General features: G+C 71.3%; 10 protein-coding genes. 6 read left to right on the top strand and 4 right to left on the bottom strand.

What is annotated here, in order from left to right:
* Positions 1-51 precede the first annotated feature (51 nt).
* Positions 52-2610, bottom strand: a complete 2559-nt coding sequence (locus IFT51_RS15470) for a glycosyltransferase (protein WP_192058496.1) — start codon at positions 2608-2610, stop codon at positions 52-54.
* Positions 2611-2734: 124 nt separating this feature from the next.
* Here IFT51_RS15470 and IFT51_RS01735 point away from each other — a divergent pair, with 124 nt between their 5' ends.
* The gene (locus IFT51_RS01735; protein WP_192058495.1) at positions 2735-4108 is read left to right on the top strand and encodes a hypothetical protein; all 1374 of its coding nucleotides are present in this window, start codon (positions 2735-2737) and stop codon (positions 4106-4108) included.
* A 24-nt stretch (positions 4109-4132) separates the two neighbouring features.
* Here the strand turns inward: IFT51_RS01735 and IFT51_RS01730 are convergent, their stop codons facing one another.
* The 3 genes from IFT51_RS01730 to IFT51_RS01720 form a co-directional block, all read right to left on the bottom strand.
* On the bottom strand, positions 4133-5425 hold the full coding sequence (locus IFT51_RS01730) for an exopolysaccharide production protein (protein ID WP_192058493.1): 1293 nt from the start codon (positions 5423-5425) through the stop codon (positions 4133-4135).
* 37 nt (positions 5426-5462) lie between these two features.
* On the bottom strand, positions 5463-6815 hold the full coding sequence (locus IFT51_RS01725; RefSeq protein ID WP_192058491.1) for an O-antigen ligase: 1353 nt from the start codon (positions 6813-6815) through the stop codon (positions 5463-5465).
* Between the two features lie 68 nt (positions 6816-6883).
* Positions 6884-8080, bottom strand: a complete 1197-nt coding sequence (locus IFT51_RS01720) for an acyl-CoA dehydrogenase family protein (RefSeq protein WP_192058489.1) — start codon at positions 8078-8080, stop codon at positions 6884-6886.
* Positions 8081-8259: 179 nt separating this feature from the next.
* Here IFT51_RS01720 and manA point away from each other — a divergent pair, with 179 nt between their 5' ends.
* The 5 genes from manA (at position 8260) to IFT51_RS01695 (ending at position 15337) form a co-directional block, all read left to right on the top strand.
* A complete protein-coding gene (manA, locus tag IFT51_RS01715) occupies positions 8260-9426 on the top strand; it encodes a mannose-6-phosphate isomerase, class I (RefSeq protein WP_192058487.1) in 1167 nt (388 codons plus the stop codon).
* A 73-nt stretch (positions 9427-9499) separates the two neighbouring features.
* The gene (gene galE, locus IFT51_RS01710) at positions 9500-10459 is read left to right on the top strand and encodes a UDP-glucose 4-epimerase GalE (protein WP_192058485.1); all 960 of its coding nucleotides are present in this window, start codon (positions 9500-9502) and stop codon (positions 10457-10459) included.
* 172 nt (positions 10460-10631) lie between these two features.
* Positions 10632-10949, top strand: a complete 318-nt coding sequence (locus IFT51_RS01705; protein WP_192058482.1) for a WhiB family transcriptional regulator — start codon at positions 10632-10634, stop codon at positions 10947-10949.
* Between the two features lie 142 nt (positions 10950-11091).
* Positions 11092-13935, top strand: coding sequence for a glycosyltransferase family 2 protein (locus IFT51_RS01700; protein ID WP_192058480.1), 2844 nt, complete (start codon positions 11092-11094; stop codon positions 13933-13935).
* A complete protein-coding gene (locus IFT51_RS01695) occupies positions 13928-15337 on the top strand; it encodes a DUF5719 family protein (protein WP_192058477.1) in 1410 nt (469 codons plus the stop codon). The genes IFT51_RS01700 and IFT51_RS01695 overlap by 8 nt, the downstream gene beginning before the upstream one ends.
* Positions 15338-15357: the final 20 nt, after the last annotated feature.

The raw sequence follows: 15357 nt of genomic DNA, 5'->3' as shown, positions 1-15357 counted from the left end.
AAACCGGACGGGCCTGCCCGCCCCCGAGGGGCTGGCGGGCCCGTCGTCTTCTCAGCGGGGCTTGATCAGACGGCGTCGCACCCGGGTGTAGACCGCGTTGACGCCGCCGTGGCGGAGGTAGAACAGCGCCCGCTCGGCGTCGTGCGCGAGACCGTGACGACGAGGCGGTCGCACGGTGATCAGGCTGCGAGCCGATCGCCGGCCAGGGCCGGGGGCCCCCGGCATGGGCGCGCTCGATCGCGGCGTCTTGTCGGCGGCACGTACGGGCTGACGGCAGAACTCGAGGAGGGGCGCGAGAGCGTTCTCCCACACGAACTGCTTCCGCACGGCGGCGATCTCGCGCTTGGCCGACGCTCTCGCCTCGTCGTCGTAGAGCATCGACTCGAGAGCGGCCGACAGGGCGTCGACGTCGAGCTCGGGGACGGCGACGCCGAGCCCGCTGCTCTCCACGAGGTCGCCGAAGCTGTCGCCGCGCGTGCTGACGATGGGCAGACCCGTCCAGAGGTAGTCCAGGATCCGCGTGCGGAACGAGAAGGTGGTCTCGACGTGCGTGAAGTGCGTCGAGACCCCGGCGTCCGCTTCGAGCAGGTAGTTCTGGCGGTCCTCGTAGTCGACCCACGAGTCGTTCAGGAAGACGTTCTTGTCGAGCACGCCCAGCTGGCGGGCGAGATCTCGGGTCTCGGCGACGATGGCCATCTCGGGGACGTCGGGGTTGGGATGCTTCGTCCCCATGAAGAACAGCCGGACGTCGTCGCGTCGCGTCGCGAGATCGGCGACCGCTCGCACCAGGGTCTTCGGGTCGAACCAGTTGTAGAGACCACCGGCCCAGACGACGATCTTGTCGTCCTCGCCGATGCCGGGGACGACGCCCCGGAGAGCGCGTCGCGTGTGCACGGGCTCGCTGTCGGGCAGACCGAACGGCGCGATGGCGAGCAGCGAGTTGAGCGACTCGTCACGGCTGTAGTTGTGGGCGTTGATGCGGCCCATGGCGGCCATCTGCCCGAGCCAGAAGAGCCTCTGGCGCTCGGACGCGCAGAGGAAGAAGTCGCCGAGGCCGATCTGCTTGTTCAGCGAGTCGGCGGCACCCAGGATCTGGTCGTCCCACTCGTCGAGGTCCTTCTCCCGTCCCTGTTCGAGCTGCTCGAGGTGCATCGGGTCGTAGATGTCGACGACGAGCACCTTCTGCGTGCTCTCGAGCACCTCGAACTGCTGGAGCGCGTAGCCCTGGACGACGATGACGTCCGCCCAGTCCTCGTGACGGGCCATGGCGGCCGGGAAGTGCGGCGACACGACCTCGATGTCGAAGGGAGCCTCCATCGTCTCGGCCGTGGTGAGGCTGACGACGCGGACGTCGTGCTCCTTCGAGAGCAGCAGAGCCATGTTCCAGACCCGGATCGCCGGCCCGGCCATCTTCTTGCCGAAGGAGTCGCCGGTGACGATGAGGATGCGTCGTCGGTTCGAGGCCGTGGCGGAGGGGTCGTCCGTCGACGCCTCGAGGGAGGACGGTCGCCCGGCCATGACGGCGAACGCGTCGACCACGGCGTCGTAGCCGTCGAGGTAGCGGGGCATGTCGGCCAGCGGGGTGTCGGTGACCCCGAACAGTCGCGAGAGCTCGCGGTCGGTTCGACGTCGACCGGCCTGCAGCTCACGGCGGGTCTCGGTCAGCGAGGGGAGGTCGTCGACGAAGGCGTCGATGGCGAAGGCGCCGGCGGCACTCGTCTTGGGGATGGACATGTCGGGATCGCTGTCGTCGCCGGGCACCCGCAGGTCGAGCACGCCGGAGTCGACTCCGCCCCGGGCGAGAGAGCGACGGATGATGAGCGACATCGCGGCCGGGAGGGCCCTGTTGAGCGACTCCTCGTCGAGGTTCTTGTAGATCGTGTAGAGGGCGTTGCGCTCGAGCAGGTACATCTCTCGGAAGTCGCCGTAGTCCTTCATCGAGGCGTGGTGCTTGTGGTACGCCAAGGACGCCGGCTGGTAGCGGACGCGCCACCCCAGCAGGTTCAGCCGCCAGCCGAGGTCGACGTCGTCGTAGAACATGAAGAGGCGCTCGTCGAAGCCGCCCACCTGCTCGAAGACCTCGGCCCGGACGAACAGGGCGGCACCGGTGCCGAAGAGGATGTCTCGGGCCTCGTCGTGGCTGCCGTCGTCGGGCTCGAGGTAGTGCGGCTTGTGACCCATGCCGAACCACGAGACGGCGGAGTCGACGAAGTCGATCTTCCGGCCCTCCCAGTCGAGCACCTTCGAGGCCACCGCGGCGATGTCCCGACCCTGGTGGAAGGTCTGCACGGCCGCGCGGACCCAGGCCGCGTCGGGGCGCGCGTCGTTGTTCAGGAAGGCGACGAACTCGCCGCTCGACTTCGCCACGCCGAGGTTGCTCCCGCCCGTGAACCCGAGGTTCTTCTTGGACTTGACGAGCATGATGTCGCGGTGCGCCTCGCGGATGCGGGCCGCGCTGTCGTCGCCCGAGCCGTTCTCGACGACGATGATCTCGAGGCGCTCCTTCGGCCAGTCGACCTTCTTGAGCTCGGAGATGCAGGCGATGGTGTCGTCCGCACCGCGGAAGTTCACGAGGACGACGGAGACGACTCCGGGGCGGCGTTCAGTCACGAAGGGCCTTTCACAGGGGGCGGAACGGCGAGTCTAGCAACCGGCCGACACGCCGGATGGGGCTCGGTGCCCCGGCAGCATGCCACGATGGATGCTCATCTGCTCGGTCGCCCAGGGGGAATCCATGTCGTCAACTGCTCCTCCGGCGATGGTCGCCGACGATGGCACCTCGGCCGGTCCGGTCGCGCGCAGGATCGCGGGGATCGCCGTGCCCCTGCTGCTCGTCGTCGTCGGCACGGTGGTGTCGTGGCTGCGTCTCCCTCCCGCGGCGCGCTCCACCCTCTGGGCCGAGGACGGTCGCAACTTCATCGGGGACCGCATCGCGGACGGCCCGATCGCCGGCCTGCTGACCGTCTACGAGGGGTACTTCCACGTCGTGCCGCGGATCATCGCCGATCTCGTGGTCTCGCTGCTGCCGGTCGACCGGTACGCCGTCGCGATGTCGGCCGCCTCCTGCGTCGTGGTCGGTCTCGTGACCGCCCTCGTCTACGTCACCTCGCGCTCGGTCGTGCCCGGGGTCGTGGCCCGGGTCGTCGTCGCGTCCATCACCTTCCTGGTGCCGAGCGCCTCGATCGAGGTGCTCGGCAACACCGCGAACCTGCACTGGTACTTCATCTGGGCCGCACCGTGGATGCTCCTGTCCCAACCGCGGACGAGACGGAGCGGCGTCCTGCTCGGCGTCGTGATGCTCGCGGCCGGCCTGACCGAGATCCAGCTGATCCTCTTCGTGCCGCTCGTGCTGCTGGCCTGGCGCCGACCGTTCGCACGCCCGATGTGCGTCGCGCTCGTCTTGAGCGTCGGTGCCCAGGTCGCCGCGACCCTGCTGTCTCCTCGAACCGAGAACACCAACGCGATCAGCGGCCTCGACTCGATCGCCATCGGGTATCTGCTCAACGCGGTGGGCGGAACGATCGCGGCGACGACGGACGGCGTGAAGAACCTGGTCGCGGACGCAGGACTCCTGCCGCTCGTCCTCACTCTGCTCGTGGCGGTCGCCGCCGCCGTCTACCTCGTGGTCCGCGGAGATCTGCGCGAGCGCGTCTTCGCCGTGACAGCGGCCGCCGCCTCCGCAGGGATCTGGGTGGCCGCGGTGACGCTGAACCCCCAAGAGCAGTTCGAGTACGCGCAGACGATCGACGAAGGGCTCCCGACGTTCGTCCTGCTGCGCTACGCGGTCGTCCCCTCGATGTTCCTCCTGGCGGTGACGGTGGTGGCCGCGTCACGACTCTGGCGCGAGCGTGGCCCCGTCCGTCTCATCGCCCCGCTGCTGGCGGTGCTCGTCGTCGCCGTCCAGTTGAGCGGCGTCGTCACGACGGAGAACCGCCGACACAAAGGCCCCATCTGGTCGGTGCAGGTGGACCAGGCCGAGACGGCCTGCCTCTCGATCGATCCGTCCGCCGTCGAGACCATCCGGACGGCGCCGGAGCGGCGTTCGCCCCCCAGTCCCTGGAACGTCATGATCGAATGCGACGATCTCCTCGGCGGCCGCGTGGAGTGACCCGCGCTCGAGCAGACCGGGTCGTCAGTTCGGCAGGCGGGAGCGCCACGACCGCTTGCGGGCGGCGACGGTGGCCACCGTCACGAAGAGCATCAGCGAGCCCTCGAACAGCACGTAGCTCTCCGCCAGGGCCGTGACCCCGATCAGCACGAGCACGAGGGCCGGCCAGACGTAGGCGACGATCGGGTGGCCGGAGGCGGTGGTCCAGCTCCGGACGAACGCGAGGGTCCCGGCGACGACGAAGAGCAGGACGCCGGCGAGGCCGAGCTGCAGCCCCATGTCGTAGAAGGCGTTCAGGCCCGTCGCGTGCGGGCGGCCGCTCGGCGAGATGATGGTCGAGAACGGGAAGATCTCGCCGGGCCACTGCCCCACGAAGCCCCACCCCGTCACGTCGTGGACGCTCGTCAGCTCGCGGATCCGCGCCCAGAGGGCCGTGCGGACCGACAGGTCGGCCGTGGCGTCGACGGAGTCGAGGAGGCGCGAACGGCCCGCGTAGGCGAGTGTCCCGCCGATCACGACGAGCGTCGCCAGCGCTCCCTGCAGCAGAGGACGACGCCGTTCGGGCGCCCGACGCAGCGCGTTGAGCGCCAGCCCGGCCACCACGAGAGCGAGCACCGCCACGGCCGTGACCGGCGAGCGGGCGAGCAGCAGGGTCGTCATGGCGACCAGCCCGGAGGCGACCGCCTGCGGACGGGGCACCGACCGGGTGAGGAACTCGACGGCGAAGGTGATGAGGGCCAGTGCGGCGAGGTAGCCGATGTAGTTGCGCGTGCCGGCGATGCCCTGGATGGGCCCGCCGTAGGCCAGGTTGCCCTGGATGCCGAGGAAGGGGATGGGCTGGTCGATGAGCAGCCCGCTGAACACCTCGAGAGCCAGCGAGGTCACCAGCACGATCCGCAGTGCGTCGCCGACGGCGCGCACCACCTGGACGAGATCCCGTCCGAGCGCGAGGTAGATGCCGAGGGCGCCGAACGCGGCCGCGTACGCCGCGCCTCCTACGGTCACCCAGGTGTACTCGCTCCAGAACACGCTGAGGCCCATGAACCCGAACAGGGCGATGAGCGACACGGGCAGGATGCCGCGCCACTCGATGTGGTGCCGCTGGCCGAAGAGCGAGACGCCGGCCAGGACGACCAGGGCCGCCAGGATCGCCACGGAGCCCGGCCAGCCCATCAGCGTGCGGACCGACTCGGTCGTGAAGGCGTAGAGCACGATGGCGACCGCGAGGGCCTGGCTGAAGTGACCGCCCGCCGAGAACCCGATCCAGGCCGACACGTAGCGGCGGATCGGGTCGCGCTCGTCTCGGGTCTGCCTCACGCGACCATTGTGGCAGGGCGGCCTCTGGGCGCCGTCGTCACGGACGGAGGGCGTCGGTGGGCTCGGCGACCCGGTCGTGGTCGCTCCAGCCGTGGGCGTCGCGCCGGGTCGCGACCACGACCACGACCAGCAGCGCGAAACCCCACTCGACGATCAGGCGTGACTCGGCGATGCCGTGCACGAGCAGCGCGACGACGAGCAGCAGCGGCAGCAGGTCGAGCGTCGCCCACGGGGCCTCGCGCCCGACGCCGAGGACACGGCGGTCGGTGGCCCACCACCACGAGCGCGCCAGCACGCCGAGGCACACGAGGCCGAAGAGCACGAGCCCGATCCAGCCGAGCTGGAACCAGACGTCGAGGTAGGCGTCGTGCGCCTGCAGGTAGACGACGCCGTTCCGCTCGGCGAGGTCGGTGAACGGGGCGGCCCAGGGAACCCAGTAGCCGACCCAGCCCCAGCCGACGACCGGGTGCTGCGCGCCCAGGTCGAGCACCGCGGCCCAGATGTCGGTGCGGCCGGTGAGGTCGCTGCTGCGACCCAGCGCGCCGAGCAGAGGCGTGCGGGCGAGCACGGCGACGACGGCCACGACCACGACGGCGGCCATGGCGGCCAGGTACAGACGCGGACGCCGAGGAGGCGCCGTGCGGCGGACCAGCAGCACGAGCGCCAGCACGGCCACCACGGCGAGGCCGCTCGCCGCGGTGGTCGCCGATCGCGTGAGCAGCAGGGCGGCGATCGCGAGGGCGACCCCGATCGTGCCCGCACGCGAGCTGATGGTGCGGGCAGACCACTGCGACGCGGTGACGACGAGCGCCAGGAGGGCCAGGATGCCCAGGATGTTGCTGTTGCCCTGCAGCCCCTGGATGCGACCGCCCTCGAGCAGCACGTCGCGCGACCAGAAGAAGGCGTCGGGCACCCCGCCGGTGCAGTCGAGGTAGACGGGGCAGACGGGGCGTCGGACGAGGGTCGCGACGATCAGCTCGAAGAGCAGCGACAGACCGACGTGGATGCGGAGGGCCCGACCGAGCGCCGCGACGATGAGCGGCCAGGGGAGCGACCAGGCGACCGCCAGGGCGCCGAGCATGGTGGCCAGGGTCGCGACGATGCCGAGCGCCGACGCGCCGGGGTACTGCGACCAGGTGATCGAGACGACCGCCCAGATCGTGAAGAGCACGAGCAGTCGGGGGAGTCGCCGGGGGTCGGGCCGGTTGCGGGCGACGACGACCGCGGAGGCGACGACCATCGCCCCGCAGGCGACGCCCCAGCCCCAGAAGGAGGTGCCGTTGCGGAGCACGTCGCCGCCGAACAGGACGAGGAACGCCAGCGTCGCGAAGACCGTGCCCTGTCGACGCGGTGCCAGGACCGCGGGCGGGGAGGTGGTCGTCGACGTCATGGGCACCAGGCTAGACGACGGGCCGCCCCGGCCGGGGCGGCCCGTCGTGGACCTGTGGAGGAGCGGGGTCAGACGAAGGCCGCCTGGCCGGTGATCGCCCGACCGACGATCAGCGTGTTCATCTCGCGCGTGCCCTCGTAGCTGTAGAGGGCCTCGGCGTCCGCGAAGAACCGGGCGACGTCGTAGTCGAGCACGATGCCGTTGCCCCCGAGCACCTCCCGCGCGTAACCGACGGTCTCGCGCATCCTCGCCGTCGTGAACGCCTTGGCGAGGGACGCGTGCTCGTCGCGCTGGACCCCCTCGTCGAGCATCTGCGAGCAGCGCGCCACCAGGGCGATCGAGGCGGTGATGTTGCCGATGCTCTTGACCAGCAGATCCTGGACGAGCTGGTGCTTGGCGATCGGCTTGCCGAACTGGACGCGCTCGTTGGCGTAGGCGAGCGCCGCCTCGTAGGCGCCGATCGAGTTGCCGACGGCGGCCCAGGCCACGTCGGCGCGGGTGAGGCGGAGGACGGCAGCGGTGTCGCGGAACGACGTCGCCTGCTGGAGGCGCAGGCGGTCGGGGACGCGCACGTCGGTGAGCGTGATGTCGGCGTTCTGGACGATGCGGAGGCTCTGCTTGTCCTCGATCTTGGTGGCCGAGTAACCCGGGGTCGAGGTCGGGACGATGAAGCCCTTCACCTGGCCGTCCTCCGCGCTCTTCGCCCAGATGATCGTGATGTCGCTGAAGGTCGCGTTGCCGATCCAGCGCTTCGAGCCGTTCAGGACCCAGTCGTCGCCGTCGCGGGTGGCCACGGTGCGCAGGCCCTGAGCCGAGTCGCTGCCCGAGAGGGGCTCGGTCAGCCCGAACGCGCCCACGACCTCGCCGCTGGCCATCTTCGGCAGCCACTCGGCACGTTGCTCAGGGGATCCGCCGACGCTGATCGATCCCATGGCCAACCCGTTCTGCACCCCGCAGAAGGTCGCGACGGAGGCGTCGACCCGGGCGAGCTCGAGGGCGACCCAGCCGCGGAACACGGCGGAGTTCTCGAACGGCCGGGTCTCGTCCCACGGCATGCCGAACAGGCCGAGACCCGCCAGGCCCTTGACGACCTCGTGCGGGAAGGTGGCGTCGGCCCAGTGCCGGTTGATGATCGGCTTGACCTCGGTCTCGAGATACGAGCGCAGCTCGGACAGCACGCCCTTCTCGCGATCCGAGAGCTGGTCTTCGAATCCGAAGAAGTCGCTGGCCAGCGTGCTGAACGAGGTGAGGGTCGTCGATGACATCCGTGCTCCATTGCTCTGTGTCGGGGCCCTGCGCGGCCTGGCCGCCGGGACCCGGCGAGCCTAGGCACGCCGCCCGCGCGCGGCAACGGACTTGGTAGTTTTGGCCAACGTCTCCCGGTTGAGGCCCCGATGTCTTTGTAGAGGGGCCCTAAGCCCTCCACTCGACAAGCAGGTAGAGCATGTTCCTGGCCATCACCAACACGCCCCGCGACTACGCATGGGGCTCGACGACCGCGATCTCGACGCTGCTCGGGCGCCGACCGTCCGGGCGACCCGAGGCGGAGCTGTGGCTGGGGGCCCACGCCGGCTCGCCGAGCGTCGTCGTCAACCCGGCCGTCGTGGGCGGGGCCGACACGCTGGCCGACTGGTTCGCCGCCGAGCCGGATCGCGCCCTCGGCCGTGGCCGGTCCGAGCTGCCGTTCCTCTTGAAGGTCCTCGCCGCCGATTCCCCGTTGTCGATCCAGGCGCACCCGACCCCCGAGCAGGCGAGGGCCGGCTTCGCCGCCGAGAACGAGGCGGGCGTGCCCCTCGACTCGCCGTCGCGCAACTACAAGGACCCGTTCCCGAAGCCCGAGATCATCGTCGCTCTCAGCGACGCGTTCGAGGCGCTCTGCGGCTTCCGGACCCTGGCCGAGACCGTCGCCGACGTCGATGCCCTCGACGGCGGCACCGGCCGGCTGTCGACGCTCCGCGGCATGATCGAGACGTCGCTCGAGACGACTCTGACGCGGCTGTTCGACGGCTCCGACGACTCTGCTCGGATCGTCGCGGACGTCTCCGAGCTCGCGCAGGGCGTGGCCGACCCGTCGCCCTCGATCGCGACCGTCGCCGACCTCTCCGGTCGCTACCCCGGCGATCCCGGCGTCGTCGTCTCGCTGCTGCTCAACCACGTGACCCTCTCCCGTGGCGAGGCGCTCTTCCTCCCGGCGGGCAACGTGCACGCGTACCTCGGGGGTCTCGGGGTCGAGCTGATGGCGCCGTCCGACAACGTCCTCCGCGGCGGCCTCACCCCGAAGCACGTCGACGTCCCCGAGCTGCTCGAGGTGCTCGACTTCGACCCGCTGCCGGTCCCGTACCTCCGTCCGGTCGAGACCGCGCGCGGGGTCGAGCGGTTCGACCCGACGGGCGTCGGCTTCGCCCTCCTCCGGGTGGACGCCGGAGGCGCGGGCGCGGTCGTGCAGATCGGCGGACCGAGCATCATGCTCGTCACCGAGGGCGAGGTGCAGGTGAAGGGTCAGGACGGCAGCATCCGCCTCGCGACCGGCGAGTCCGCGTTCGTCACACCCGACGAGGTCCGGCTGGCCGTCACCGGCGGAGGGACCCTCTACGTGGCGACCCCCGCCTGAGCCGTCGACCCGCGCCTCCTCGGTGCGAGCGAGCCGCCGCGGCGGCGCCCCCGTCGCTGACTAGAGTTGCCCCATGTCTTGGTTGGTCACCGGCGGCGCCGGCTACATCGGATCCCATGTCGTCCGCGAGTTCCGGTCGGCGGGGATCGACGCGGTCGTGCTCGACGACCTCTCGTCGGGCATCGAGTCGTTCGTGCCCGAGGGGGTGCCGTTCGTCCGGGGGTCGATCCTCGATGGCGACCTCGTCTCCGAGACGATCGCCCGCCACGGCGTCACCGGCGTCGTCCACGTCGCGGGCTACAAGTACGCCGGTGTGTCCGTCCAGCGTCCGCTGCACACCTACGACCAGAACGTGACGGGCACGCAGCGCCTGCTCGAGGCGATGACCGGGAACGGCGTCGATCGCATCGTGTTCTCGTCGAGCGCCGCCGTCTACGGCACCCCGCCCACCGAGCTCGTCACGGAGGACACCCCCAAGGCCCCCGCCTCGCCGTACGGCGAGAGCAAGCTGATCGGCGAGTGGCTGCTGCGCGACCAGGCGGTGGCGACCGGACTCCGTCACACGAGCCTCCGCTACTTCAACGTGGTCGGCTCCGGACACCCCGAGCTGTACGACGCCAGCCCGCACAATCTCTTCCCCCTCGTGTTCGACGCGCTCGCCGCGGGTCGCACGCCGCGCATCAACGGCGACGACTACGCCACGCCCGACGGCACCTGCGTGCGCGATTACGTGCACGTCGCCGACCTCGCCGTGTCGCACGTGGCCGCCGCTCGACGCCTCGACGCGGGCGAGCCGGTCGAGCCCGCCTACAACCTCGGTTCGGGAGGCGGGGTGTCGGTCCGGGAGATCATGGACGCCATGCGCGAGGGCACCGGCATCGACTTCACGCCCGAGGTCGCCCCTCGGCGCGCAGGCGATCCGGATCGCATCGTCGCCGACGGCGCACTCGCGGCCCGCGACCTCGACTGGACGATGCGACACAGTCTGCTCGACATGGTCTCGAGCGCCTGGGCCGCCGCCCCGCGCGCCTGAGCCGGCGCGACGAGCCGAACCGTACCCCGACACGCCGGGGCCCGCTTGACCCTCGATGAGGGGTTCAGGGTTTATTGGGCCCTGACTTGACGTGGCCGAATTACACCGGTGTAATTGACCCCATCGCAGCCGTTCAGGGGGCGACGACGACGAGGGGAGATGTGCTGTGACGATGAACGACACCCGTGTCGGAGTACCCGACGACTGGCACGTCGACCCGGTCCTGCTCGGCGTCCCCGGCGTGCGCAAGAACCAGGTCGACGACGAAGAGAACCAGCTCGCCTGGCAGGCCGACTCGCTCTGCGCGCAGACCGATCCCGAGGCGTTCTTCCCCGAGAAGGGCGGAAGCACCCGCGACGCCAAGAAGATCTGCGCCTCGTGCGACGTCAAGGCCCAGTGCCTCGAGTACGCCCTCCAGAACGACGAGCGCTTCGGCATCTGGGGTGGTCTGTCGGAGCGCGAACGGCGGAAGCTCCGCAAGCAGGCCTGACCCGCGCCTCCTCGACATCACGGCGTGCTCCCCGAACGGGCGGCACGCCGTCGTCGTACCCGGTCATGGGTGGTTCACAGGTGCGCCGGGACCGGCGCGCCGGTCGACGGAGGTGCGAGGCTCGACCTAGGCTGCACAGGTCATGCAGCCGAGAGTCACAGCGATCCTCGTCGCCCCCGGTGGGGCGACCTACCTCGACCGAACCCTCGAGGGTCTGTCGCGTCAGACGCGACCGCCCGAGGCCCTCGTGGTCGTCGACACCGGTGGACCGGACTCGGCGGCGGGCCGCCTGTCATTGAGCGGCGCCGCCCAGCTGACCAGCGTCCCCGCGGCCCGGACGTTCGGCGAGGCCCTCGCTCACGGTGTCCGCGTGTCGGGCCCGACGTCGGACGCCCCGCACGACTCCCACGACGAATGGCTGTGGTTCCTCGGGCACGACAACGCGCCGGAGCACGACGCGCTCGAGCGTCTGATGGCGACGGTCGAGGTGGCTCCCTCCGTCGCGGTCGCCGGTCCGAAGCTGATGCGCTGGGACGAGCCGGGCACGATCGCCGAGTTCGGCGAGACCATGACGCGCTACGGGGCGTCGATGCCGCTCGTCGAGAACGAGCTCGATCAGGGGCAGCACGACTTCCACGACGACGTCCTCGGCGTCGCCGCGGGCGGCATGCTCGTGCGGCGGAGCGTCTGGGACGCTCTCGGCGGGTTCGACCCGGGTCTGCCGCACGTCGACGCGTCGCTCGACTTCTCGGTGCGCGCCAGACTCGCCGGGCACCGGGTGGTCGCCGTCCCCGCCGCGCACGTCAGCAGCGCGGGCAATCCGGAGGACTTCGGGCAGTCGCACGGCGGGCAGGCTCGTCGGGCCCGGCTGCGTCGGGCGGCGCAGCTCCACCGACGCCTCGTCTACGCACCTCTCGCCGCACTGCCCCTGCACTGGCTCAGCCTCGTCCCGTTGGCCGTCGTCCGCAGCGTCTGGCACCTCCTCACCAAGAACCCCGGTGCGGTCCTCGGCGAGTTCTCGACCGCTCTGCGCGTGGCCTTCGGGGGAGGGCGCGTGCCCGCCGCACGCCGGGCGCTGCACCGGACCAGGACGGTGTCGTGGTCGGCCGTCGAACCCCTGCGGGCCAGCTACAACCAGGTGCGCGAGCGTCGGGTGAACGAGCGCGACGCCCTGGTCGCCCGGGGCGAGGACTCCGCCGACCCGAGGGCCAGCTTCATCGGATCGGGCGGACTGTGGGTCGTCGTCGCCACGGCCGTCGTCAGCGTGGTCGCGTTCCTCCGGCTGGTGCGCGAGCCCGCGATGACCGGCGGCGGACTCCTGCCGCTGAGCACCACCGTCGGAGAGCTCTGGAAGTCCGTCGGCTGGGGCTGGCGCGAGATCGGCGCCGGCTTCGTCGGCCCGTCCGACCCGTTCGCCCTCGTCGTGGCGCTCCTCGGGACGGCCACCTTCTGGTCTCCGTCGACGTCGGTGCTCGCCGTCTACCTCGTCGCTGCGCCCGTCTCCGCGATCGGCACCTTCTTCGTCGCCCGGCGCATCACGACGCGTTCGTGGGTCCCCGCCGTCGCGGCCGCGCTCTACGCCGTGTCGTCGCCCCTGTTCTCGTCACTCCAGACCGGGCACCTCGGAGCGGTCGTCGCGCACATGGCGCTGCCGTTCTTCATCTGGGCGCTCATCGGAGCGGCGCGCTCGTGGGCCTCGGGGGCGGCCGCGTCGCTGCTCTTCGCGCTCGTCGCGGCCGGTGCACCCGTCCTCCTGCCGGCGCTGCTCCTCCTCTGGATCGGATCGCTCGCCACCCGGCCGAGGGGGATCCACCGCATGCTGGCGATCCCCCTGCCGGCCGTGGTGCTGTTCGCCCCGCTGGCGATCGTCCAGACGATGCGCGGCACGTGGTGGGCCCTCCTCGCCGACCCCGGAGTCCCCACCCGGACGGATCCCGCGTCGCCCCTCCAGCTCCTGCTCGGCTCTCCCGAGACCGGTCTGAACGGATGGACCGCCCTCCTCGGTGGGTCGGGCGTCCAGGGCGGGACGCTCGCGATCATCGTGGCAGTGGGTCTCGTGCCCCTCGCGCTCCTCGCGCTCGCCTCGCCCTTCGTCGGCTCGCGCACCCGTGCCGTGCCCGCGCTCGTCATCGCCCTGGCCGGCTACCTCACGGCCGTGGTGGCGACGCAGCTGTCGATCATCGGCGTCGGCAGCGAGAGCACGACGATCTGGGCCGGAGGCGCGCTCAGCCTCTACCTGCTCGGTCTGATCGGCGCGGCCTCGGTCACGCTCGATCGACTGCCCCGGATCGCGCCGGCGTCGGGTGTCGTCGTGGCGGTGTTCGCGGTCGCCGCGGCCGTGCCCGTGGTGATCGGCTCGCTCTCGGGCGCGGCGGACATCCGCTCGAGCACCGGTCGGATCCTGTCCGCCTACGTGACGGCGGAGGCCGAGGCGTCACCGGAGATCGGAACCCTGGTGCTGACGCCGCAGCCCGACGGCTCGCTGGCGGTCTCGCTCGAGCACGGGCAGGGGTCGACCCTCGACGACCAGTCGTCCCTCGACTCGACGGCGCAGAGTCTCACCTCGACCACCGACGACCTCACCGTCCTCGCCGGCAACCTGGTGAGCCGGAGCGGATTCGACCCCTCCGACGACCTCGCGCGCCAGGGCATCGGCTTCGTGCTGCTGACCGAGGGCGCGGACGACCCGGACTCCTCGGCTCTGGCCCAGCGATCGAGCGAGGCCCTCGACGCCGACGCGGCGTTCCTGCCGGTCGGCGACACCAGCAACGGTCTGCTCTGGCGCTACATCGACTCGACCGACCAGCGCGAGCCGCACCCCGACGGCGGTCCGCTCGGCGTGATCGTCCTGGTCACCTGGGCCCTCGTGCTCGGCTCGGCCCTCCTGCTGGCGCTTCCGACGACTCCGCGTCGTCGCCGCAGCCGTGCCGGGACGCCCGAAGCCGAGCAGCCCGCCACCACCTTCGACGAGGAGAGAGATGACTGAGCGATCCGTCGCCTCGACCACCGGACGCATCATCGTGGGGGTGGTGGGGATCGCCGTCGGCGTGGCCGTCGTGACCGCCGCGACCGTCCTGCCCCTGCCGAGTCTCGAGGCGACTCCGGCCGGTCAGGTCGTCACGCCCGTGCCCCTCGACCCGCAGCGGGTCTGCGGCGGCAGCGTGCTCAGGCTCTCCGACGCCGAGGGGCAGCAGGCGACGACCGCGAGCGCCGTCGACAGTGCGCAGGTCGTGACGTCCTCGAGCGCCGACGACGAATCGACGACGACGCTCGCCGGCGCGGACGGCAGCAGCTCCGACCCTCTGCTCGTGACCGCGCCTCTGGCAGGAGACGACCTCCCCCTCGTCGCGGCGGCGCAGAGCCAGGCGGTCGCCTCCGACGATCTCGTCGGATTCGCCAGTGCCCCGTGCACCGAGCCGAGCAGCTCGACGTGGCTGGTCGGCGGGTCGACCGAGACCGGTCGCGTCTCGCTGATCACCCTAGTCAACCCGAGCGACGTCAACTCCACGATCGACCTCGAGATCTCCGCCGAGAACGGCCCCGTCCAGGGCCCCGGCATCGAGGGCATCGTGGTGGGCCCGCGCAGTCAGCGGGTCATCCCGCTCTCCGGCTTCTCGACGGGACTCCTCTCCCCGGTCGTGCACGTCACCAGCCGCGGCGGCCAGATCGTCGCGTCGATGCAGGAGTCGATCGTCCGGACGCTCGATCCGGGCGGGGTGGACATCATCAGCGGGGCGGCGGGCCCCAGCACGACCTCGGTCGTCCCCGGGATCATCGTCCGCGGGGGCGAGACCCTCGAGGCGGCGTTGGCGGACCCGGCCGCCGGCGATCTGCAGAGCGCCCTGCGTCTCTTCGCGCCGGGCGATTCGGCGGCGCTGGTATCCGTGCGCATCGCCTCGGACGACGGCACCGGCACGTCCTTCGACACGCGAGTCGAGTCCGGTCTCGTGACGGACGTGCCGATCGACGGCCTCGCGGACGGCCGTTACACGGCGACCATCACGTCGGACGTCCCGGTCGTGAGCGCCGTCCGCACCTCGGCGCTGTCCGCCGACGGCGCCGTCGACGTGTCATGGGCGGCCTCGGCGCCGGCCCTGTCCGGCAGCACCCTCCTGTCGGTGCCGGAGGGCGAGGGCGCGGGTCTCACCCTGGCGAACCCGACGGACGACGCCGTCTCGGCGACGGTGAGCGTCGACGGCGAGGATCGGGTCGTGGAGGTGCCGGCGACCGGCAGCGCGACCCTCGCGGTGTCAGCGGGGCAGTCGGTTCTGCTGACGGGCGCCGACGGGCTCCGTGCGGGCATGAGCTTCTCAGCGGACGGAGCGGTCGCGGCGTGGCCCGTCGTCTCGCCGCTGCCTGCGTCGTCGCCGGTCACCGTCTACCCCTGAGGTCGACGCGGGGCGGGGTC

Origin of the sequence: Frigoribacterium sp. CFBP 13712 (genome assembly GCF_014842255.1) — a bacterium.
GTDB lineage: Bacteria > Actinomycetota > Actinomycetes > Actinomycetales > Microbacteriaceae > Frigoribacterium.
The sequence above is the reverse complement of the archived record's forward strand: the minus strand, read 5'-3'. Positions and strand labels throughout refer to the sequence as shown.

Excerpts from the sequence above, each read along its gene's own strand:
- IFT51_RS01735 (WP_192058495.1), top strand. The coding sequence starts at position 2,735 with ATGTCGTCAACTGCTCCTCCGGCGATGGTCGCCGACGATGGCACCTCG.
- IFT51_RS01725 (WP_192058491.1), bottom strand. The coding sequence starts at position 6,815 with ATGACGTCGACGACCACCTCCCCGCCCGCGGTCCTGGCACCGCGTCGA.
- IFT51_RS01720 (WP_192058489.1), bottom strand. The coding sequence starts at position 8,080 with ATGTCATCGACGACCCTCACCTCGTTCAGCACGCTGGCCAGCGACTTC.
- manA (WP_192058487.1), top strand. The coding sequence starts at position 8,260 with ATGTTCCTGGCCATCACCAACACGCCCCGCGACTACGCATGGGGCTCG.
- galE (WP_192058485.1), top strand. The coding sequence starts at position 9,500 with ATGTCTTGGTTGGTCACCGGCGGCGCCGGCTACATCGGATCCCATGTC.
- IFT51_RS01705 (WP_192058482.1), top strand. The coding sequence starts at position 10,632 with ATGAACGACACCCGTGTCGGAGTACCCGACGACTGGCACGTCGACCCG.
- IFT51_RS01700 (WP_192058480.1), top strand. The coding sequence starts at position 11,092 with ATGCAGCCGAGAGTCACAGCGATCCTCGTCGCCCCCGGTGGGGCGACC.
- IFT51_RS01695 (WP_192058477.1), top strand. The coding sequence starts at position 13,928 with ATGACTGAGCGATCCGTCGCCTCGACCACCGGACGCATCATCGTGGGG.